The organism is Negativicoccus succinicivorans (assembly GCF_014207605.1).
Classification (GTDB): Bacteria; Bacillota; Negativicutes; order Veillonellales; family Negativicoccaceae; genus Negativicoccus; species Negativicoccus succinicivorans.
Window position 1 is genome coordinate 136,468 of the sequence record NZ_JACHHI010000002.1, and the last position, 20,098, is coordinate 156,565.

At 54.1% G+C, this 20,098-nt stretch carries 26 protein-coding genes; 24 read left to right on the forward strand and 2 right to left on the reverse strand.

Translation table 11 applies throughout. The annotated features are described in order from the left end of the window. Nucleotides 1–300: 300 nt before the first annotated feature. From HNR45_RS02380 to pyrR, 4 genes are all read left to right on the forward strand, one after another. Nucleotides 301–1,278: a 3D domain-containing protein gene (locus HNR45_RS02380; RefSeq protein WP_159823112.1), complete on the forward strand. Its 978-nt coding sequence runs from the start codon at nucleotides 301–303 to the stop codon at nucleotides 1,276–1,278. A gap of 126 nt (nucleotides 1,279–1,404) precedes the next feature. Continuing rightward, nucleotides 1,405–1,839: a signal peptidase II gene (gene lspA, locus HNR45_RS02385; RefSeq protein ID WP_159823111.1), complete on the forward strand. Its 435-nt coding sequence runs from the start codon at nucleotides 1,405–1,407 to the stop codon at nucleotides 1,837–1,839. Further along, nucleotides 1,839–2,747, forward strand: coding sequence for an RluA family pseudouridine synthase (locus HNR45_RS02390; RefSeq protein WP_159823197.1), 909 nt, complete (start codon nucleotides 1,839–1,841; stop codon nucleotides 2,745–2,747). The genes lspA and HNR45_RS02390 overlap by 1 nt, the downstream gene beginning before the upstream one ends. Next, the gene (gene pyrR, locus HNR45_RS02395) at nucleotides 2,747–3,280 is read left to right on the forward strand and encodes a bifunctional pyr operon transcriptional regulator/uracil phosphoribosyltransferase PyrR (RefSeq protein ID WP_034437407.1); all 534 of its coding nucleotides are present in this window, start codon (nucleotides 2,747–2,749) and stop codon (nucleotides 3,278–3,280) included. The genes HNR45_RS02390 and pyrR overlap by 1 nt, the downstream gene beginning before the upstream one ends. A gap of 46 nt (nucleotides 3,281–3,326) precedes the next feature. Here the strand turns inward: pyrR and HNR45_RS02400 are convergent, their stop codons facing one another. After that, nucleotides 3,327–4,445, reverse strand: a complete 1,119-nt coding sequence (locus HNR45_RS02400; RefSeq protein WP_159823110.1) for an SLC13 family permease — start codon at nucleotides 4,443–4,445, stop codon at nucleotides 3,327–3,329. Then, nucleotides 4,442–5,638 carry a nucleotidyltransferase family protein gene (locus HNR45_RS02405; protein WP_184327517.1) on the reverse strand — a complete coding sequence of 399 codons (1,197 nt, stop codon included), beginning with the start codon at nucleotides 5,636–5,638 and terminating at the stop codon, nucleotides 4,442–4,444. Before HNR45_RS02405 ends, HNR45_RS02400 begins: the two co-directional genes overlap by 4 nt. Nucleotides 5,639–6,016: 378 nt before the next feature. Between HNR45_RS02405 and infC the strand changes: the two genes are divergently transcribed. The 20 genes from infC to greA all read left to right on the forward strand — a co-directional run bounded on the left by infC (nucleotide 6,017) and on the right by greA (nucleotide 20,046). Further along, the gene (gene infC / locus HNR45_RS02410; RefSeq protein WP_081944128.1) at nucleotides 6,017–6,529 is read left to right on the forward strand and encodes a translation initiation factor IF-3; all 513 of its coding nucleotides are present in this window, start codon (nucleotides 6,017–6,019) and stop codon (nucleotides 6,527–6,529) included. An 11-nt stretch (nucleotides 6,530–6,540) separates the two neighbouring features. Next, nucleotides 6,541–6,738 carry a 50S ribosomal protein L35 gene (gene rpmI / locus HNR45_RS02415; protein WP_024048585.1) on the forward strand — a complete coding sequence of 66 codons (198 nt, stop codon included), beginning with the start codon at nucleotides 6,541–6,543 and terminating at the stop codon, nucleotides 6,736–6,738. Nucleotides 6,739–6,756: 18 nt separating this feature from the next. Then, complete coding sequence (gene rplT, locus HNR45_RS02420) at nucleotides 6,757–7,107, forward strand: 50S ribosomal protein L20 (protein ID WP_024048584.1); 351 nt, start codon at nucleotides 6,757–6,759, stop codon at nucleotides 7,105–7,107. Nucleotides 7,108–7,358: 251 nt separating this feature from the next. Beyond that, entirely contained in the window at nucleotides 7,359–7,508 is a 150-nt protein-coding gene (rpmG, locus tag HNR45_RS02425) for a 50S ribosomal protein L33 (RefSeq protein WP_024048583.1), read from the forward strand. A gap of 36 nt (nucleotides 7,509–7,544) precedes the next feature. After that, the gene (gene secE / locus HNR45_RS02430) at nucleotides 7,545–7,772 is read left to right on the forward strand and encodes a preprotein translocase subunit SecE (RefSeq protein ID WP_024048582.1); all 228 of its coding nucleotides are present in this window, start codon (nucleotides 7,545–7,547) and stop codon (nucleotides 7,770–7,772) included. Nucleotides 7,773–7,781: 9 nt separating this feature from the next. Continuing rightward, complete coding sequence (gene nusG / locus HNR45_RS02435; RefSeq protein WP_024048581.1) at nucleotides 7,782–8,333, forward strand: transcription termination/antitermination protein NusG; 552 nt, start codon at nucleotides 7,782–7,784, stop codon at nucleotides 8,331–8,333. A gap of 71 nt (nucleotides 8,334–8,404) precedes the next feature. After that, complete coding sequence (rplK, locus tag HNR45_RS02440; protein WP_024048580.1) at nucleotides 8,405–8,830, forward strand: 50S ribosomal protein L11; 426 nt, start codon at nucleotides 8,405–8,407, stop codon at nucleotides 8,828–8,830. 31 nt (nucleotides 8,831–8,861) lie between these two features. Continuing rightward, on the forward strand, nucleotides 8,862–9,569 hold the full coding sequence (gene rplA, locus HNR45_RS02445) for a 50S ribosomal protein L1 (RefSeq protein ID WP_024048579.1): 708 nt from the start codon (nucleotides 8,862–8,864) through the stop codon (nucleotides 9,567–9,569). Between the two features lie 180 nt (nucleotides 9,570–9,749). Continuing rightward, complete coding sequence (gene rplJ / locus HNR45_RS02450; RefSeq protein WP_024048578.1) at nucleotides 9,750–10,280, forward strand: 50S ribosomal protein L10; 531 nt, start codon at nucleotides 9,750–9,752, stop codon at nucleotides 10,278–10,280. A 29-nt stretch (nucleotides 10,281–10,309) separates the two neighbouring features. Continuing rightward, the gene (gene rplL, locus HNR45_RS02455) at nucleotides 10,310–10,681 is read left to right on the forward strand and encodes a 50S ribosomal protein L7/L12 (protein WP_034437400.1); all 372 of its coding nucleotides are present in this window, start codon (nucleotides 10,310–10,312) and stop codon (nucleotides 10,679–10,681) included. Between the two features lie 96 nt (nucleotides 10,682–10,777). After that, a complete protein-coding gene (locus tag HNR45_RS02460; RefSeq protein ID WP_159823108.1) occupies nucleotides 10,778–11,131 on the forward strand; it encodes an FtsB family cell division protein in 354 nt (117 codons plus the stop codon). A gap of 76 nt (nucleotides 11,132–11,207) precedes the next feature. Beyond that, a complete protein-coding gene (locus HNR45_RS02465) occupies nucleotides 11,208–11,675 on the forward strand; it encodes a S1 domain-containing RNA-binding protein (RefSeq protein WP_159823107.1) in 468 nt (155 codons plus the stop codon). Between the two features lie 52 nt (nucleotides 11,676–11,727). Then, nucleotides 11,728–12,621 carry a Ppx/GppA phosphatase family protein gene (locus tag HNR45_RS02470; RefSeq protein WP_159823106.1) on the forward strand — a complete coding sequence of 298 codons (894 nt, stop codon included), beginning with the start codon at nucleotides 11,728–11,730 and terminating at the stop codon, nucleotides 12,619–12,621. Then, entirely contained in the window at nucleotides 12,618–14,009 is a 1,392-nt protein-coding gene (gene tilS, locus HNR45_RS02475; protein WP_159823105.1) for a tRNA lysidine(34) synthetase TilS, read from the forward strand. Before HNR45_RS02470 ends, tilS begins: the two co-directional genes overlap by 4 nt. Then, complete coding sequence (gene hpt, locus HNR45_RS02480) at nucleotides 13,975–14,514, forward strand: hypoxanthine phosphoribosyltransferase (RefSeq protein WP_159823104.1); 540 nt, start codon at nucleotides 13,975–13,977, stop codon at nucleotides 14,512–14,514. The genes tilS and hpt overlap by 35 nt, the downstream gene beginning before the upstream one ends. Nucleotides 14,515–14,590: 76 nt before the next feature. Next, complete coding sequence (ftsH, locus tag HNR45_RS02485; RefSeq protein WP_159823103.1) at nucleotides 14,591–16,588, forward strand: ATP-dependent zinc metalloprotease FtsH; 1,998 nt, start codon at nucleotides 14,591–14,593, stop codon at nucleotides 16,586–16,588. A 135-nt stretch (nucleotides 16,589–16,723) separates the two neighbouring features. After that, a complete protein-coding gene (locus tag HNR45_RS02490) occupies nucleotides 16,724–17,707 on the forward strand; it encodes a biotin--[acetyl-CoA-carboxylase] ligase (protein ID WP_159823102.1) in 984 nt (327 codons plus the stop codon). Nucleotides 17,708–17,718: 11 nt separating this feature from the next. After that, on the forward strand, nucleotides 17,719–18,483 hold the full coding sequence (locus tag HNR45_RS02495) for a type III pantothenate kinase (protein ID WP_159823101.1): 765 nt from the start codon (nucleotides 17,719–17,721) through the stop codon (nucleotides 18,481–18,483). Next, nucleotides 18,467–19,456 carry a tRNA dihydrouridine synthase DusB gene (gene dusB, locus HNR45_RS02500; RefSeq protein ID WP_159823100.1) on the forward strand — a complete coding sequence of 330 codons (990 nt, stop codon included), beginning with the start codon at nucleotides 18,467–18,469 and terminating at the stop codon, nucleotides 19,454–19,456. The genes HNR45_RS02495 and dusB overlap by 17 nt, the downstream gene beginning before the upstream one ends. Before the next feature lie 104 nt (nucleotides 19,457–19,560). Further along, on the forward strand, nucleotides 19,561–20,046 hold the full coding sequence (greA, locus tag HNR45_RS02505; protein WP_034437392.1) for a transcription elongation factor GreA: 486 nt from the start codon (nucleotides 19,561–19,563) through the stop codon (nucleotides 20,044–20,046). The last annotated feature ends 52 nt before the right edge of the window (nucleotides 20,047–20,098 follow it).

The following is a 20,098-nucleotide window of genomic DNA, read 5'->3' on the forward strand; positions in this document are numbered from 1 at the left end:
ATGTATTCCCAAAAAAATCGAGAAAAATTCATCAGAAATGTTGTTGTAATTAAATTCTAATAATAGCCCGTGCATTTTCCCTATTGACAATCCATATTAATGTCCTCTTTGAGAGGACATTCCGGGAGTCCTTGCTATGGGGGAATCACGGGCTCTGTTTTTGTCTGTTCCCATAAACGGAAATGACTGTTTTAAAATTAGAAAAAAGGTCGATCAAGCCCTAATTTCTCATATTGTAAACCTCTAGCTTTTGACAGAAGTGTCCACGCGTGGTAGAATTCCCGTGTTGGAGGTTACTGTATGAGGACAAATTGGAAGAAATGGGGGACCCATCCGGTCCTTTTGCTCTGCGTCTTCGTCATTATGGTAGTGTCGCTGGTCGGCTTTTCAATGCAGCCGCGGACGCTTACCGTTATCGTTGACGGCAGACAGCAGACAATTCGCACAGCAGCGCAATCCACAGCAGGCATTATGCGTGATGCACACATCGTGTTAAATGAATATGACAAAGTGGATCTGAATACGGAGAAACTCGCTGACGGTTCCGTATTAACTGTGCGTCGTGCCGTTCCGATCACCATTCGGGAAGGCGCGGAGATGAAAGCAACGATGTCGGCAGGCAAGACCGCTGCGCAGGCGATCACCGAAGCGGGTTATGACCCGGGGGAATATGTGACGCTGATCCCGGCGGATACTCCGGTCAAGGCCGGCATGGAAATTCCGGTCGGTAAGTACACGACTTCGGAAATGACAGTGGAAGAGGCAGTTCCTTTCAAAGTCGTTCGCGAACCGAATGACCGCATGTTCGCCGGCGCGGAAAATGTGACGCAGGCGGGTGTGAACGGGAAACAGAAAACCAAGTACCGTGTGCTTACGGTAGCCGGTCGTGAAGTCGGCCGCATACCCTTGGAATCGCAACCGTTGCAGCCGGCAGTGGACCAGGTAGTGCAAGTCGGCACACGTGATATCGTCAATACCAGTCGCGGTGATATCCGATTCACGAAAGTGATCAATATGGAAGCGACAGCGTATCATCCGATGGACGGCGACGGCCGCGGGATTACCGCGAGCGGCATGAAAGCCGGTTACGGCGTGGTGGCGGTCGATCCGGATGTGATTCCGATGGGCACGCGCGTGTTTGTACCGGGTTACGGCGAAGCGATCGCTGCGGATACCGGCGGCGCGATTGTCGGCAATCGGATTGATTTATGCATGGAATCGTACGACGAATGTTACCAATACGGACGTCGTAACGTAGAAGTTTACGTACTGGATTAAAAAACGCCCCACGGGGCGTTTTTTTGTACGGGAAATAAAATGGCGATCGGTGGGCGAGACGAGTAGCGTGATGCGCGGGTATGCTATAATAAGCTATTGAAATGTAAATGAAGGAGTTATGCTTGAATGACTTTTTGGGTAGCGTTGGTCGTGATTGTGCTCGACCAGTTGACGAAATATTATGTGCGCGCGACGATGGAGATCGGGGAAAGTATTCCCGTCATTCCGAATATGTGGCATTGGACGTATATAGAAAACCACGGTGCGGCCTTCGGCATTTTGGCGCATCAGCAATGGTTTTTTCTGTTGGTGGTGGCGATTTTATTCGCGCTTTTCTTTTGGTATCGGGAACGCATTCCGCGGGAACCGAAATATTTTTCCATCGCGGTCGGCATGCTGCTGGGGGGCGCGCTCGGCAATGCTTGGGATCGGTTCTATCAGGGCAGCGTGACGGACTTTTTCGACTTGCGCGTGTGGCCGATTTTCAATGTGGCGGATATCGCGATTTGCGTCGCGGTGGTTTGCTTTTGCCTGTTCTTTTGGCGGCGAGGTAACGCGTGATGTATGAATGGGTAACAGATGCGGCGGCGGAAAAAACGCGTCTGGATGTATGGTTGGCGATGGTGCTCGATGTATCACGATCCGCGGCGCAAAAATTGTGCAAGGCGGGCGCGGTAACGGTGGAAGGCGCGCCGGCCAAAGCGAATACCGTTTTGCGCGCGGGCATGTTCGTGACGGCGGAGTATACGCCGAAATTGGAAGCGTTGCCGGAGCCGCAAGATATTCCGCTGGATGTGCGTTACGAAGATGAGGATGTCGTGGTGATCAATAAGGCGCGCGGCATGGTGGTGCATCCGTCGCCGGGACACGCGGACGGGACGCTGGTCAACGCGCTGCTCTTTTACACCAAAGGGCATCTGGCGGAAATGAGTGATCCGATCCGACCGGGCATTGTGCATCGTTTGGATCGGGATACGTCCGGACTGTTGGTGGCGGCGAAAACGCCGCGGGGGCGCGACAGCCTGCAGGCGCAAATCCGCGCGCACTCGGCGGGACGAATTTACTACGCGCTGGTGCACGGTAATCCGTCGAACGAGCGCGGCATCATCAAGCTGTCGCTCGGACGGGACGCGCGTGACCGGTTGCGTCAGGCGGTGCTGCCTGACGGACGTGACGCGACGACGCATTTTACGGTGGTTGAACGCATGCCGCATTACGCGTTGCTGCGTTTGGCGCTTGAAACGGGACGAACGCATCAAATTCGCGTGCATTTATCTTATATCGGGTATCCGATTGTGCAGGATCCGCTCTACGGACGCAAGCGCGATCGGTTCCCGATTGAAGGACAGGCGTTGCACGCCGCCGAACTTTCATTTGACCGACCGGCGGACGGCGAACGGATCACCGTGACCGCGCCGTGGCCGGAAGATTTTGCCGCGTGCCTGACGAAGGCCCGGGAGGAAGCGTAATGTGGAAAAATAAAACCTTACTGCTTGATGCCGAAGCGATCCGACGTGTCGTGCGGCGCATCGGACATGAATGTTTGGAACGTAACCGCGGTTTGGAAGACGCCGTGTTTATCGGCATCGAAACGCGCGGGGAGCCGCTGGCCGAACGCCTGGCGCGTCAGGTGGACGCGATCGAAGGGGTGAAGGTCGAGGTTTACGCGTTGGACGTGACGGCCTTTCGCGATGATGAAAAAGCCGCTCCGGCGCAAAGCAATTTGCCGGCGATTGATGTGGACGGCAAACTCGTGTTGCTGGTGGACGACGTGCTCTACACGGGGCGGACGGTGCGCAGCGCGCTGAACGCCATCATGGCCATGGGGCGGCCGCGCGCCATTCAGCTGGCGGTATTGGTGGATCGCGGGCATCGGGAACTCCCGATTCGCGCGGATTACGTCGGCAAAAACGTGCCGACCGCCGAGCGGGAAGATGTGGCGGTCGAATTGTTGGAAATCGACGGCAACGATCGCGTTTGGCTGCGCGAAAAAGCGGAATAAAAAAAGAACCGGCAACGGTTCTTTTTTTGTGGCGTAAATGGCTGACTTAACGATAGCCGAGCAGCAGCGCGAGCAGTAATCCCAGCAAGAGGAAGTACGCGTTGTTGCGGATGAAATTCGGCCAAAATGCGGGCGGATACGTTTCTTTTTCGCGCTTGTAAAGTCGAAAAACGATGAGGCTCGCGAGACTGGCGACGGGGCTGCCCCAAGCGCCCAGGTTCACACCGAGTAAAAGAAAACGCGGCGGCGCGCCGAACGGTTCGAGTAAAATCGCGGTCGGCACATCGCTGATGCATTGGCTCAAGAGAAACGCGGTGGTAAATGGCCACCGCGCCACCAACGGCACGATGTAGGCGGCGAGCCAATCCATGCGGACGGCGTTGCCGGCGACGATGAAGAAAGCGCACAGCGTGAGTAGCAGACCGTAATCCACGTGACGATGCGTATGCGGATAGACGAGGTACGTCAAAATAAAGAGCACGCCCGCCGTAGGATACAGCGGCAAGACGTTGCCGATCGCGAGCAGGGCGACGATCAATGCGCCGAGATAGAGCGCGATGTTGCGCTTGGATTGCGCCGATAACGGTTTGAATTCCTGAATGGTAATCGGTGTATGCGGCAAGTGCGTGCTGACGCGTCGGTACATGAGCAATGCGGCGAGCAACGCGAACGGACCCGTCGTTTTGACAATCTCCAGCGCGGTCAGCTGGGTCGCGGAAAATAAAAACATATTTTGCGGATTGCCGATCGGCGTCAACATGCTGCCGCAGTTGGCGGCGAGACCGACGAGCACCGCGACGAACGCGCCGTATTGCATCAGCCCAGCGCCGCGTAAGGTGCGCATCGCGAGCGGTAAAGTGATGAAGATCGCGACATCATTCGTGACGAAAGTGGCCATGGCGAAAGCGAAAAACAGCAGCGCGAGCACCACGTGATGGGCTTTGTCGCCAACCTGCAACAAACGACGGGCGAGCCAGCGGAAAAAATGGTTGCGGCGCAAACCGGCGATGACCATCATCAGGAGCCACATGGATACCAGCGTGCGGCCGTTAAAGTACGACAGATACATCGCATCGGGCGTCACGATGAGCATCGACAAAAAAGCGACGACGGACGCGATGATGAGCATTTTATCGTGAATGAAAGTCGTCCATAGTTCCTTCATTGCAGTTCCTTAGTCGGTGTCACGGGGCGGCGATAAAAACGCGCGCCGCCCGCGCGGTATTCCGGGTTGGCGCAGCAAAGCGCCGCCAAGTCGGTGGCGCGTTCATCGTATACGAGCCAGTCGACAGCCTGCGGCGGCAACGTTTTACGCATTTTGCCGTAGCGATCGAGAATGGGCAGTGTGACGTTGCGCAATAAGGCCGCTCCGCGCGGGGTAAAAGCGAGCGGATACACCCAAGCCGGACCGGTCTTTGCGGCATCGTTCAAATCCTGTCGACGCATGCCGAGCAACACCTGTACCAGCAAACGAGAAAGCCGCGTCTGCGGATAGCGTTTGGTTTTGACATCGTTCCAAAGCTCCGCAAGCGTTGCCGCGTTACGCGCCGCGTACCAGCGATCTTCCAAACCTTCGGAAAATTCGCCGAGTTGAGCAAGTGTCGCGGGTGTCAGCAGACGCAGCGCCTGCAGCGCGAGCAGTTCATACCGTTCGGGCTGTGGGAACACGCCCGCTCGCAACGCTTCGCTAAGATCGTCATATGTATACGCGGGCAGCATGTCGCGCGGCACGAGGCCTTCTTGTAATCGCGCGCGCACAGCGCTGCCGGAAATTCCCGCGATACCCTCTGCGCTGTCAGAGCGTTCGCGCAGTAACGGTGCCAAACAAAGTGACGGCGCGTAGCGCTCGATCGCGCGCAGGTAGCCGGCGGCCAAAATATTATTCGGTGTGCGCAAGAGCGGTGCGATGTCCGGATCGGTGGCGGCAAATGCCGCTTCCATCGCGGCGGGGTAGCTTAATCCCTGCGCCAACGCCGTCTGTAACGCAGTCGGATTTGGACCGTCGGCCAGTTTTTTCAGCGCCGCGAGGTCAGGATTTTCCGCGCCGCAGACCAAGGTCGTCACGCCGACCGCGTGCAGCAGTCGCACGCCGCCCGCCGCGAAATGCTCCGCGCTGCGCAGCGCGAATATCGCGGGCAGCTCCACCACCAAGTCCGCGCCGGCGTGCAGCGCCCAACGCGCCCGCGTCCACGGATCGGCGACGGCGGGTTCGCCGCGTTGCACGAATGCGCCCGTGAGCGCGATTACGATCGGCGCATCGCCAAATGCCTTGCGCACGGCCTTGATTTGGGCGACATGCCCCTGATGCAACGGGTTATATTCGGCGACAATGCCTACGACTTCGGTAGCGGCTGACATGCGAACTCCTTTATGAAAAAATGACTGTCCGGCGTCATCCTGTTTGCGCCGGACGGGTGAAACGACTGCGCACGCCCTGAGGGCGGCGCATTTCCTTTCGGTCAGTATACGACGGCAGAGAACACTTGACAAGTTACAGCGATTTTTTTATACTAATTGAACTGAAAAACGATTTCCGATGAAAAGAGCAGTTGACAGAGTCTTTTTTATTTGGTAGCATTAATCAGTAATGATCAAGTAGAAGTCATCCGCTTCTCACCCTACACGACGTGTAGTTACTAGGGTTTCCGCAGATGGAACAGGACGGATGGCATCTTGCCGTCCGTTTTTTATTTTGCTTGATTAGGTTTCCAATGCATTTTCAGGAGGTGAAACCCCATTAGCAAAGAATTACGTATCAACGAACAAATTCGTGCCCGCGAAGTGCGGCTGGTCAGTGAAGATAACGAACAGCTGGGAGTCATGTCGCAACGTGAGGCCTTGGCCATGGCTGAAGAGCATGGTTTGGATTTGGTCGAAGTCGCGCCGCAGGGTCGTCCGCCGGTTTGCCGTTTGATGAATTACGGCAAGTACCGCTACGAACAGCAGAAACGCGAAAAAGAAGCACGTAAGAAGCAGAAAGTCATCACGTTAAAAGAAGTTAAGCTGCGTCCGAATATTGAGGACCACGACTTCTATGTGAAGATGAAAAACGCAATCCGTTTTTTGGAAGACGGAAGCAAAGTCAAAGTCACGATCATGTTCCGCGGCCGTGAACTCAGCCACCCGGAATTGGGCGAAAAGCTTTTAATCCGGTTTGCCGCTGAGCTCAAAGAGTTGGCTGAACAGGAACGCGGCCCGAAACTCGAAGGTCGCAACATGACGATGATGTTAGTACCGAAAAGTAAATGAGGAGGCTTATTATGCCGAAAATTAAAACCAAACGCGCTGCCGCTAAACGTTTCAAGAAAACGGGTACCGGCCAATTTAAACGTTCGAAAGCATACAAAAGTCATATTTTAGAGAAGAAAGCGCCGAAACGCCTGCGTCAGTTGCGCAAAGCCGCAATGATCAACAAGGCGGATCAAAAACGCGTGGAACGTATGTTGCCGAACGGCTAAGACAGGAGGAAATCATTCATGGCACGAGTAAAAAAAGGCGTGACTGCACGCCGTCGTCATAAAAAAATCTTAAAGTTAGCGAAAGGCTATCGTGGTGCTCGTAATCGTCAGTTCAAAAAAGCGAACGAATCCGTTATGCACTCGTTGGCGTATGCACGCCGCGACCGTCGTCAGAAAAAACGCGAATTCCGTCGCCTTTGGATCGCCCGTATCAATGCGGCGGCCCGCCTGAACGGCATGAACTACAGCACCCTGATCGCCGGCTTGAACAAAGCGGGTGTCGGGATCAACCGTAAGATGCTTTCCGACATGGCCATTCAAGATCCGGCCGCGTTCACCAAGCTGACCGAGCTTGCCAAAAACGCGTAAGCAAAAAGCCCTCGCTCGGAGGGCTTTCGCTTTTTCCGTCGCGGCGCTCATACGCCCGCCGGAAAACCCGTTGTTTTATTTATATTTATTACCTTAGTAAAGGCTGTCACGGCAGCTTGGAACGGGGTCATATCCGTTTGACATGATATATGAAATGTGGTAAAGTATATAAGCATGTATCGACGGTAATATCCGATAATTATCACTCGACGCGAGCCGTCGCAGTCAGTTGAAGTAAGTGAGGTGTCACAATGCGCGACGCGGTAACACTGGCTTGCACCGAATGCAAGCAACGCAACTACCAGACGAACAAAAACAAGAAACATACGACGGAACGTCTGGAACTCAACAAGTATTGCAAATTCTGTAAAAAACAAACGTTGCATCGCGAAACCAAATAAGGTTTTGCAAGCAACTCTCGAGGAGCGGAGGAAACGATGGCAAGACAAAACACACAAGTACAGCAGCAAGGCGTAACGTCCTTTTTCCGCGGCGTACGACAGGAAATGAAAAAAGTGGTATGGCCGACGAAAAATGAATTGGTGCGTTACACAATTGTGGTTTTGATCACGGTTGCCTTCATTAGCCTGCTGATCATGGCAGTCGATTTCGTCTTCACGGGATTCTATAAATTGTTCGCCGGTGCTCTTGCCGGAGCGATGTAAGGAGGCAGTATGGCATCCGACATCAAATGGTATGTGATTCACACCTATTCCGGATATGAAAACAAGGTCAAAACGAACTTGGAATTAAAAGTTCAATCCTTGGGCATGACGGATACGATCCGTCAGATCCTGGTACCGATGCAGGAAGAAGTCGATATCAAGGGCGGCAATAAAAAAATCGTTCAGCGCAAAGTCTTTCCGGGCTATGTGCTGGTGGAAATGGAAGTTAATGACCGCAGCTGGTATGTCGTGCGCAACACGCCCGGAGTCACGGGGTTTGTCGGCACGGCGACCAAGCCGATTCCGCTGAGCGACGAAGAAGTCGCCCGCATTTTACACGGTCAGGAAGAGCAAGCGGCGCCGGTAGCGAAGTTGACCGTCAAGGTCGGCGATAAAATTCGCATTACCCAGGGCGCTTTTACGGATCAGATGGCGAACGTCACGGAAGTGCTTCCGGACAAAGGCCGGATCCGCGTGCTGCTGAACATGTTCGGCGGCGCTACCCCGGTAGAGTTGGATGCGACCCAATTTGAGGCCGCGCCTGATATACACTCTAAATGACGCGCATATGCGCGGGTGGGAGAGCGTAAGCTCGTTGGCACCACATCTTACGCAATAAGGAGGTGTAAGACATGGCAAAGAAAGTATCGAAATTCGTCAAACTGCAGGTCGAAGCAGGTAAGGCTACTCCGGCACCGCCGGTAGGCCCGGCCCTCGGTCAGGCAGGTGTGAACATTATGGCGTTCGTGCAGGAATTTAACGCCCGTACCGCCAAACAGCAAGGTCTGATTATTCCGGTAGAAATTACCGTATACGAAGACCGTTCGTTCACGTTCATCACCAAAACGCCGCCGGCCGCTGTTTTATTGAAAAAAGCAGCCGGTTTGGAAAAAGCGTCCGGTGAACCGAACAAAAACAAAGTCGGCAAAGTAACGAAACAGCAAGTTCGTGAAATCGCCGAAACGAAGATGCCGGACCTCAACGCTAACGACGTGGAAGCGGCGATGTTGATGGTCGAAGGCACAGCCCGCAGTATGGGTATTACGGTAGAAGAGTAAGCGGTTCTTACGAACCTTATTAGGAGGAAACATGGCTAAACTGACAAAACGCAGTAAACAGGCCTCCGCTCTCGTCGACCGCAATACGCAGTACGGGTTGGACGAAGCGGTGTCGCTGCTCAAGCAGACGGCAACGGCTAAATTTGATGAAACAATCGAACTCGCATTCAATTTGAATGTCGATCCGAAATATGCGGATCAGCAGATCCGCGGCGCTATCGTATTGCCGCATGGTACCGGTAAATCCAAACGCGTTCTCGTGTTTGCGAAAGGTGCCAAAGTGCAGGAAGCGGAAGCTGCGGGCGCAGACTTTGTAGGCAGCGAAGAACTCGTTGCTAAAATCCAGGGCGGCTGGCTCGACTTTGATGTCGTTGTCGCGACCCCGGACATGATGTCCGTCGTCGGCCGTTTGGGTAAAGTATTGGGTCCGAAAGGCCTCATGCCGAACCCGAAAGTCGGCACTGTCACCATGGACGTTACCAAAGCGGTCCAGGAAGTTAAAGCAGGTAAAGTCGAATACCGTACCGATAAAGCGGGCAACATCCAGCTGTCGGTCGGCAAAGCGTCTTTCAGCGAAGACCAATTGCGTGACAACATTCGCACGATCTTTGATCGTATCGCGAAAGCGCGTCCGGCGTCCGTCAAAGGACAGTATATGAAATCTGTCACTTTGAGCGCGACCATGGGTCCGGGTGTGGCTTTGGATCCGACCAAAGTCGATGCACCGACGGAAGACTGATCTCACTATTTACACTTAGCTTAAGACCGGTGGTTGTATATATAATGGACGTTGTCCGCCACCCGAGGCTGAGTACCGAAGCCGCGAAGCTTCGGTGCGCGACCTCGTCACAAGCGGGGTCGTTTTTTCTTAGCTAACGTGCTAAATATAAAAAATCTTTCACAAAAGGAGGTGTCACCATTGGCAGGAACACCGCAAAAAAAGCAAGTCATTGATGAAATGCGTGGTAAATTGGAAAGCGCGAAAGGCGCTGTTTTGGTCGAATATGTCGGCTTAAACGTAGCGACCGCCATCCAATTACGTCGCAAATTCTTGGAACACGGCGTTCACTATCAGGTTATTAAAAATACCTTGACCGCGATTGCGGCCAGAGACCTGGGCTTGGGCGAATTCGCCGATCATTTGACCGGTCCGAACGCGATTGCGATTTCGGAATCCGACGCGGTTGCGCCGGCAAAAGCACTCAAAGAATTTATCGATGAAACGAAGAGCGAAGCGATTACCGTAAAAGCGGGTCTGCTCGAAGGAGCGGTCATCGGTGTCGACGAAGTACAGCATCTGGCTGACTTGCCGAGCCGTGAAGTGCTCTTGGCCAAAGTGGTCGGCAGCATGCAGGCGCCGATTACCGGCTTTGTACGTTGTCTGCAGGGCAACATTACCAACCTCGTGTATGTACTCGAGGCCATTCGTAAACAAAAAGAAAGCGCTTAATTAGCGGATATATTTAAGGAGGAACTATAATGACTAAAGAAGAACTTATGCAAGCCATTGAAGAGATGTCGGTTCTCGAACTCGCCGATCTCGTAAAAGCTATGGAAGAAAAATTCGGTGTTTCGGCAGCGGCTCCGGTAGCGGTAGCAGCAGCCGGTCCGGCGGCAGCTGGCGCAGCGGCGGAAGAAAAATCCGAATTCAACGTTGTACTCGCTGAAGTCGGCGCGTCCAAACTGAAAGTTATTAAAGTCGTTCGTGAAGCGACCGGCTTGGGCCTGAAAGAAGCGAAAGCTCTCGTTGACGGTGCTCCGGGCAACGTCAAAGAAGGCGTTTCCAAAGAAGACGCGGAAGCTTTGAAAGCACAACTCGAAGAAGCTGGCGCGAAAGTCGAATTGAAATAATCGACCTGCAAAAAAACGTCCCTGCGGGGACGTTTTTTTATTGCGCTAAATGCGGTTGAATATGATACAATGAACGCGTACAGAAAGGGAATCGCAATGACCAAACACAGCCCACAGAAACCGCTGCAGACAAATCCCGCCCAAGTGCCGCTTGCAAAGCAGGCGCCGGTGAGGCGCCGTAAGCCGTCGCTATGGTCGAAAAACATAAAACATTGGGTACTCGGCATGATCATTGTTTTCGTTGTCGTTTTTCTCGGCATCAAGGCCTGGGAATACTACGAGTTGCATCAGGAAATGATTCGTGTCGAACAACAGCAGCAGCAGTTGGAAGCCGAACAGCGCGAGCTGGAGGCGGAAAAAGCAAAATATAACGATCCGAAAGCCGTGGAGCAGGCGGCGCGGGAGCAACTGGGTCTGGTAAAACCCAACGAAGTTCCCTATATCCGTTAACATTGCATGCGATCGGATTATTTCGTATAATGAAGATACTTATTCAGTTGTTATCTAAGGAGGATATTATCAGCGCATGAGCGTAACAGTCGGAAGCATAGTCGAAGGAGTCGTCACGGGCTTGGCGAAGTTCGGGGCATTTGTCGAACTGCCGGACAAAAAAGTAGGATTGGTGCATATTTCAGAGGTGGCGCATGAATACGTCAGCGACATCAATGAGTATTTAGCGGTAGACCAGAAAGTCAAAGTCAAAGTCGTTTCGATGGACGACAACGGCAAAATCGCTCTTTCGATGAAGCAGGCTCAGCCGCGACCGCAGGCAGCAAGTGCGCCGGCACCGCGTTATAATGACGCCGGTAAAGCGCCCTATACCGATCGGCGATCGCCCGCCGCGAAGCGAGGCGGCAACCGTCGTTCCCATGGGCCGAGTTCGTTTGAAGATAAACTCAGCCGCTTTCTGAAAGACAGCGACGAACGCCTGAGTGATTTGAAACGTAACACCGAATCCAAGCGCGGCGGACGCGGCGCGCGACGGTCCGATTAACGGTTAATGACCGGGCATCCTGCAAAGGGTGCTTTTTTTATAGGAGGCAACTATGAAACAGGCGGTACTGGATATCGGTACGAATTCGGTACGTTTACTGGTCGCGGAAACAGTGGCAGATGAAACGACCACATTGCGCAAAGATATTCGAGCGACACGGCTCGGCGACGGCTTGGCAGCGGGCGAACCGCTCAATGAGGCGGCGAAAAATCGTACTCTCACGGGGATTCAAGAACTTGTCGACGAAGCGCGCGAAGCGGGCGTCGAACGGTGGAGCATTGTCGGCACGAATGCGCTGCGTGAGGCGAGCGACGGCGAAGCGTTCGCACAGCAAGTGGCTCAGCTCGTCGGTGCGCCGGTACGTATTATCAGCGGCGTCGACGAAGCGCGTTACGGCTACCTGGGCGCGGTCAAGACGAACAGTCTGGTGACGGCAGTCGTCGATATCGGCGGCGGCAGCACGGAAATCGGCGTCGGCTTCGGCGGCGATCTCGGCGCAGCGGTGAGTATGCCGCTCGGGGCGGTGCGCGGTACACGCGATTTCGATATGATGACGCCGCGTGGCATTGCCGAATTGAAAAAACATTGCTTTGCCGTATTGAAAGAAGCAACTACCGAAGTGCAAGGCGTGAAAAGCTGGATCGGCGTCGGCGGCACGATGACGAGTATCGTCTCGATGCTGTTGGAGCTCGAACCGTATGATGCCGAAAAAGTGCAGGGCTACGTGCTCGCGTATGAGGATCTGCATACATTACGTGAACGTTTGACAGGTATGTCGTACGAAGAGCGTACGAAGTTACCCGGTTTGGCGCGCGAGCGGGTGGATATTATCGTGGCGGGAGCCGTGATTGCGGAAAGTCTACTGGAATATTTTGCGTTGCCGGAAATCACCGTAAGCGATCAGGATTTATTGGAAGGAATCTATCGGGAGGCTTATCTCTTGTGACGGATTTTGTCGCGAAAGTGAATGCTTTCGTGCGGGAACAGGCGTTATTTACGCCGGGCGACGGCGTTTTGATCGGTTGCAGCGGCGGACCGGATTCGCTGGCTCTTGCGCTCTACCTGGCGGCGGTGCAAAAAGAGTTTCGCATCACCGCGGGACTGGCGTATGTCCATCACCATTTACGCGCGGCGGCGGATACGGAAGTCGAATTCGTGCGCGCCTTGGCGAGGGACTTAAGACTGCCGTTTTATCGTTTGGACGCGGACGTTCCGCAGGCGGTGCGGATGACCGGAGAATCGGTCGAAACCGCGGCGCGGGAATTGCGTTACCGAGCGCTTGAAAAGTTGCGCGAGCAAGAGGGATATACTCTGCTTGCCGTGGCGCATCATGCCGATGACCAGGCGGAAACCGTGCTTCATCATGTATTGCGCGGTACGGGTCTGACGGGGCTTGGCGGCATGCGGGCGCGAAACGGCAGTATCGTGCGCCCGTTTCTCGGCGTCACACGGGCGGAAATCGAAACCTATTTGACGCATTTTCCGTACACGCCCTGTCTGGATGAGACGAATACGGATACGACCTATTTGCGAAATGCGTTGCGCCATGAAGTGCTGCCGTATCTTGCGCAATATAATCCGCGCATCCGCGAGCACTTGGTACAGCTCGCGACCACGGCCGCCGCGGATGATGAATATTTGGACCATGTCATTGCCGATGTTCTCACTCGAATCACGCATCGTGAAGCGGAGACTATTGCTGTTTCCCGCGACGCGTTCAACGACTTGCCGAACGCATTGCAACGGCGCGTCGTTCGCAAGTTGTGGCGAGAAGAAAGCGGCACAACGCTTTCGTTCGCGCATACCGAACGTCTTGTCGCTTGGTTCGCGACGGGAGCGACCAGCACCGAACAGACCTTATACGGTTTGACGGCGGTGCTGACCGCGACCGATGCGTGGCTCGCGCCGCAAGCGGCAGACGTTGCGGAAACAGCAGCGGTGACGCAGACGGCGCAAGATCCGCTGACGCTCGGGGACGTGCGGGTGCGGATCCGCACGCTTGCGGAAGGTGAAACGGCGCCATGGGTCATTCCGGCGCGCGTTCTGACCGGTCCCTTGACGCTGCGTTACCGGCGCGCCGGCGATCGGATCCCGTTTCCTTTCGGCACGAAAAAATTGAGCGATTATTTTATTGATAGTAAAGTGCCGCGCCGTTGTCGTGACAGCGTCGTGCTGCTCGCCGATGACAGGCACGTATACGCGGCCTTTGATTATTTTACATTACATGATTTTTCAGGTGTTGCAACGGTCAATGACCGGCCGGAACGGCTGGTGATTGATGTGCAGAGGAGGACAAATAATGCATCCGAATATCGCCAAAATACTGGTGACTGAAGAAGAAATCCGTGATCGTGTCGCGGTGTTGGGACAGGAGATTACCAACGACTACCGCGGCAAAAAATTGCTTTTAGTCGGCATTTTGAAAGGTTCCGCGGTGTTCATGGCCGATTTGATGCGCCAAATCGATTTGGACGTGCAAATTGATTTTATGGTGGTTTCGAGCTACAGCAACAGCACGCAGTCGCAGGGGCATATTCAGATCCGTAAAGACTTGAGCACGGATATTAACGGCCGCGACGTGCTGGTGGTGGAAGATATGATCGACTCGGGCACGACGCTGTACTATCTGAATGAGATCCTGCAAGTGCGCGGCGCCAACTCCGTCGAATTTGTCACTCTTTTGAATAAGCCGTCGCGCCGTGAAAAACCGGTCGACGTACGTTACATCGGTTTTGACGTGCCGAATGAATTCGTCGTCGGCTATGGCTTGGACTTCGCGGAAAATTATCGCAATCTTCCTTTCGTGGGTGTACTCAAACCGGAGTGCTATGAATCATAATTGTAAAAAAATTCTCAGCATGATAAAATGAAATGACATTCTGTTGGGAATTAACCCATGGGAAAGGGGAAGTCATTTGAATCGATTTATTAAAAACGTCAGCTTGTACGTTTTGCTGATTATTATTGCGGTATCGATGTTCACCAACTTTGTGGAACCGCAGGAAAAGAAGTCGGATCTTACCTATTCGAATTTCTTGACGCAAGTCGAACAGAAAAATGTGGAATATGTCACGCTGACCAATAATTCCATTAGCGGCAAGCTTAAAAACGGCACGGAATTTACCACCTACGCACCGGATAATGATGCGCAGCTGTTGCCGATTTTACGCGCCAATAACGTGACTATTCAGGCCAAGCCGCCGGAACAACCGTCCTGGTGGCTGAGTATGTTGACTTCGCTGTTGCCGATTTTGCTTTTGATCGGCGTCTGGTTCTTTATCATGAATCAAACGCAGGGCGGCGGCGGTCGCGTGATGAACTTCGGTAAATCGCGCGCGAAAATGCATGAAGAAGGCAAAGTGCATGTTACCTTTGCCGATGTCGCCGGCGAAGAAGAAGCCAAGCAGGAATTGACGGAAGTCGTTGATTTTCTGAAGCACCCGGGCAAATATAACGCGATCGGCGCGAAAATTCCGAAAGGCATTTTGCTCTTCGGCCCGCCCGGTACCGGTAAAACGCTCCTGGCGAAAGCCGTTGCCGGCGAAGCGAATGTGCCGTTTTTCAGTATCAGCGGTTCGGACTTCGTCGAAATGTTTGTCGGTGTCGGCGCGTCCCGTGTCCGTGATCTGTTTGTCCAGGCGAAGAAGAACGCGCCCTGCATCGTCTTTATTGATGAAATCGATGCGGTCGGTCGCCAGCGCGGCTCCGGCCTCGGCGGCGGTCATGATGAACGTGAACAAACGCTGAACCAGCTCTTAGTCGAGATGGACGGTTTCGGCGCGAACGAAGGCATTATTACGCTCGCGGCGACGAACCGTCCGGATATTTTGGATCCGGCGCTCTTGCGTCCGGGGCGTTTTGACCGTCAGGTCGTAGTCAGCCGTCCGGATTTGCGCGGCCGGGAAGCGATCCTGAAAGTCCACGCGAAAAATAAACCTTTGGAAGGCGATATTGACCTTAAGATTATCGCCAAGAAAACGCCGGGCTTTACCGGCGCGGATCTGGCCAACCTTTTGAACGAAGCGGCGCTGTTGGCGGCGCGGCAAAACAAGAAGACGATCGGCATGGCGGAACTCGAAGAAGCGAGTGAAAAAGTCGCCTACGGTCCGGAACGTCGCAGCCACGTCGTGAGCGAACGTGAACGCAAAATCACCGCCTACCACGAATCGGGGCACGCGATTATCGCCGAACTGATGCCGGAAGCGGATAAAGTTCATAAAGTGACAATCGTACCGCGCGGCCAGGCGGGCGGCTATACCATGACGCTGCCGCAGGAAGAACGCGCGTACATTACCAAATCGCAACTCTTGTCCGAAATCCGCGTCTTGATGGGCGGCCGTGTGGCGGAAGAAATCACATTCAACGAGATCTCTTCCGGCGCCTCCAATGATTTGGAACGTGTCACTCAGATTTTGCGCAATATGATTATGCGCTGGGGCATGAGCACGCGCTTGGGACCGATCACGTTCGGGGAACATCAGGAACAGATTTTCCTCGGCAAGCAACTCGGCTCCGAGCGCAACTACGGCGAAGACATTGCCACCGCGATTGACGAAGAAATGCGTAAATACGCGGAAGAAGCCTACGCGGAAACGAAAAAGCTGTTGCTTGAAAATCGGGATGTATTGGAAGCGATGGCGCAGGCGCTTTTGGAATTCGAAACGATCGACTCCAAGCAGGTCGCCAATCTCTTTAAATACAAATCGATCACGCCGCCGCCGGGAGCCGAGCAGGCGGAGGACCTCGATGACGGAACCACGGTGGAAGCACCGCCGCTTCCGGATCCGACGGCCGAACAGCCGTGGCGTCAACCGCCGCCGGCGCCGCCGGTCACTCCGAAGCCGGGACCGGAAACCCCGCCTTCACCGAGAGGTGATGTGCCGCCGAAAGATCGCTGGCACCGCGAGGATTAAACATACAAAAAACGACTGCATCGCGCGATGCGGTCGTTTTTTTATGTCAACAGCAGCATGCGGATAACTTGACAAATTGTAAACCCGTTTTTATAATAAGAATACATTCATCACGTAAAAAAGGAGTGGCAAAGCATGCGCAATAAGATTTTGGATTACTTTCGAAACGCTCACGGCGAGTACGTTTCCGGGCAACAAATTTCCGATGATCTGCACGTTTCACGAACGGCCATTTGGAAGCATATCAAGGTCCTTAAAGAACGCGGTTACGTATTCGAGTCAAGTACGCGCAAAGGGTATCGGTTGCTGCATGCGCCCAACCTTTTGACGGAACTTGAAATCAATAGTGTTCTTTCTACCGAATCATTCGGGCACAATATTATTTATCGCGAGACGGCGCCTTCCACGAACGCCATCGCCAAAGAAGAAGCGCGACGCGGCGCACCGGCAGGAACGATTGTGGTCGCCGAAGAGCAGACCGGCGGGCGCGGACGTCTGCAGCGCGCCTGGTTTTCCCCCTATGCGAAGGGAATTTGGTTCTCGCTGATTTTGCGGCCGCATTTTTCGCCGCTCGAAGCGTCGAAATGCACGCTGCTGGCCGCCGTTGCGCTGGTACGCGCGTTCCACACAGCGGGGCTCACGGAAGCGGGCATCAAATGGCCGAATGATTTGTTGGTGAACCGTCGTAAAATCGTCGGCATCCTGACGGAAATGGACGCGACGATGGAAGAGATCAATTACATCGTCATGGGGATTGGGATCAATACCGATGTCGCCCGTGTCGATTTGCCGGAAGACCTGCGGGATAAAGCGACCTCGTTTTTGCTGGAAGGCGTACGTATTCCGCGCAAAGAATTGCTCAATTTGATTCTGATGGAGCTCGAAACACTGTATACGGAAGTGGAACATAACGGTTTCGCTAACATTCTCGATGAATGGCGCAAATATTCGGTGACGCTCGGCCGCGATATTAATGTCATCACGCCGGGTTACACCTACAGCGGTAAAGCGATCGATATCGATTCCGACGGCTGCCTTCTGGTGGAAACGGATCATGGTGTCGAACGCGTACTGGCGGGCGAAGTTTCGATTCGCTACAAAGATGAAGCGACGCTGTAAAGGAGAAACATATGCTACTTGTCATGGACGTCGGCAATACGAATATTGTGCTCGGCGTATTTGAAGGTCACGAGCTCAAAGATTCGTGGCGGATTTCTACGGATCGTTTGCGGACGACCGATGAATATGGCGTATTAATCGGCAACTTATTCCACTACAACAAGGTCAAAATGACGGATGTGGAAGCGATTATGGTATCGTCCGTTGTGCCTCCGGTCAATCCGACGTTGGAGCGAATGGCGTTGCGTTACTTTAACGTGCAAGCGACATTTGTCGGTCCGGGCACGAAAACCGGCATGAATATTAAATATGAAAACCCGCGGGAAGTCGGCGCGGACCGTATCGTCAACGCCGTGGCCGCTTACGAACGTTTTGGCGGGCCGCTGGTTGTCATTGATTTCGGTACGGCGACGACCTATTGCGCCATTTCGGGAAAAGGCGATTACTTGGGCGGCGCGATTGCCCCCGGCGTCGGCATTTCGATGGAAGCGCTGTTCCAGCGCGCCGCGAAGTTGCCGCGTATCGAACTGAAGAAAACGGAAGGCGTCATTTGCAAAAATACGATTTCCAGCATGCAGGCCGGCGTTTTCTACGGCTATGTCGGTCAGGTCGACGGCATCGTCAATCGCATGAAGCAAGAGCTGGGTAATGACGCGGCGGTCGTAGCCACCGGCGGTTTGGCGGCGTTGATCGCGGGCGAATCGCAGACGATCGACTATGTCGCTCCGATGTTGACTTTGGAAGGACTTTTACTCTTATATGAACGCAATAAATAACACACCCGCTATCGGCGGCGTGAAGCTGCGCAACTGCGTGGCTCTCGCGCCGATGGCGGGCATTTGCGATCAGACGTACCGACGACTTGCGACGGCGCAGGGCGTCGGTTTCGTTTGTACGGAAATGATCAGCGCTAAAGGGCTTTTATATCACAATGAAAAAACACTGCGCATGTTGGCGCTGGCGGAAGACGAGCATCCGGTCGCGGTGCAGCTCTTCGGACACGTTCCGGAAGAATTGGCGCAAGCGGCGCAAATCGTCGCGCGAGCGGGCGCGGACATCATTGACCTTAACATGGGCTGTCCCGTCGCGAAAGTCGTCAAAAACGGCGACGGTTCGGCGCTCCTGCGCGACGTGCCGCAAGCGGCCGCCTGCATCGCCGCGATGGCGGACGCGGTGGACGTGCCGGTCACGGCGAAAATTCGCCTCGGCTGGGATGATGATTCCCGCAACGCCGTGACGGTGGCGCGCGCGCTGGCCGCCGCCGGCGCCGCCGCGCTCACCGTGCACGGGCGCACGCGCGAACAGGGCTACAGCGGCCAAGCGGACTGGCGGGCGATCGCTGAAGTCGTCGCCGCCGTCGAAATTCCCGTTTGGGGAAACGGCGATGTGGTCGACGGACCGAGCGCGGCCCGTCTGCTTGCGGAAACCAACGCGGCCGGCGTCGCTATCGGTCGCGCCGCCATGGGAAACCCGTTTGTTTTTCATGAAGTCACGACCTATCTGGCGACCGGTGAAAGCGTCGCGCCGCCGACGGCAACGGAACGCTTGACCATGTGTCGCCGGCACTTGCATATGCTCGCCGAAGAAAAAGGCGAAGCGGTCGCCGTTCGGCAAATGCGCACACATGCGATCGGCTACTTGCGCGGCCTGCGTAACTCCGCCGCCTTGCGACGGGAATTAATGCAGGCGGAAACGCTTGCGCGCTGGGATGAACTCCTGGCAGAAGCGCTTGCTGTTGTCACGGCGTAGCACACAAATGTGCATGGACTTAGCCGACGTACTGTGATATAATTCAACTAATATTATTTTTTCTATATGGTATTTATTTATATAAGTTGGGAGTTTTGTACGATATGACGCAGGCAACGGAAGTCAGCGCCGCTTTCTTGGAAGAAATGAAAGAGGAGCTCGCTCAGTTAAAATCAAAGACCCGTTTGGAAGTGGCGGAACGCTTGAAAGAAGCCATCGCGCTCGGGGATTTAAGTGAAAACTCGGAATATGAAGACGCGAAAAACCAGCAGGCGTTTGTCGAAGGACGGATCGCCGAACTGGAAGAACGTATTCGCAACGCGGTGATTATCGCCAATCCGAAAGGTAAGAAAGTATCGCTCGGCTCGGTCGTCACGATCAAAGACCAAAACGGCGAAACGCTGGAATACACGATTGTAGGCTCCGCGGAAGCGGATCCGTTTGAAGATAAAATCTCCAACGAATCCCCCGTCGGCAAAGCGCTGATCGGTAAGAAAGCCAAAGATAAAGTAACGGTGCAGGCGCCGGAGCAGGTACTCGAATACGAGATCGTTAAAGTCGTCAATACTTCCGGCAAAAAGAAAGCGTAACGTTTTCCATGAGAGACGTCAAAGAAGAGGAAAATACAAAAAAATGTAATTT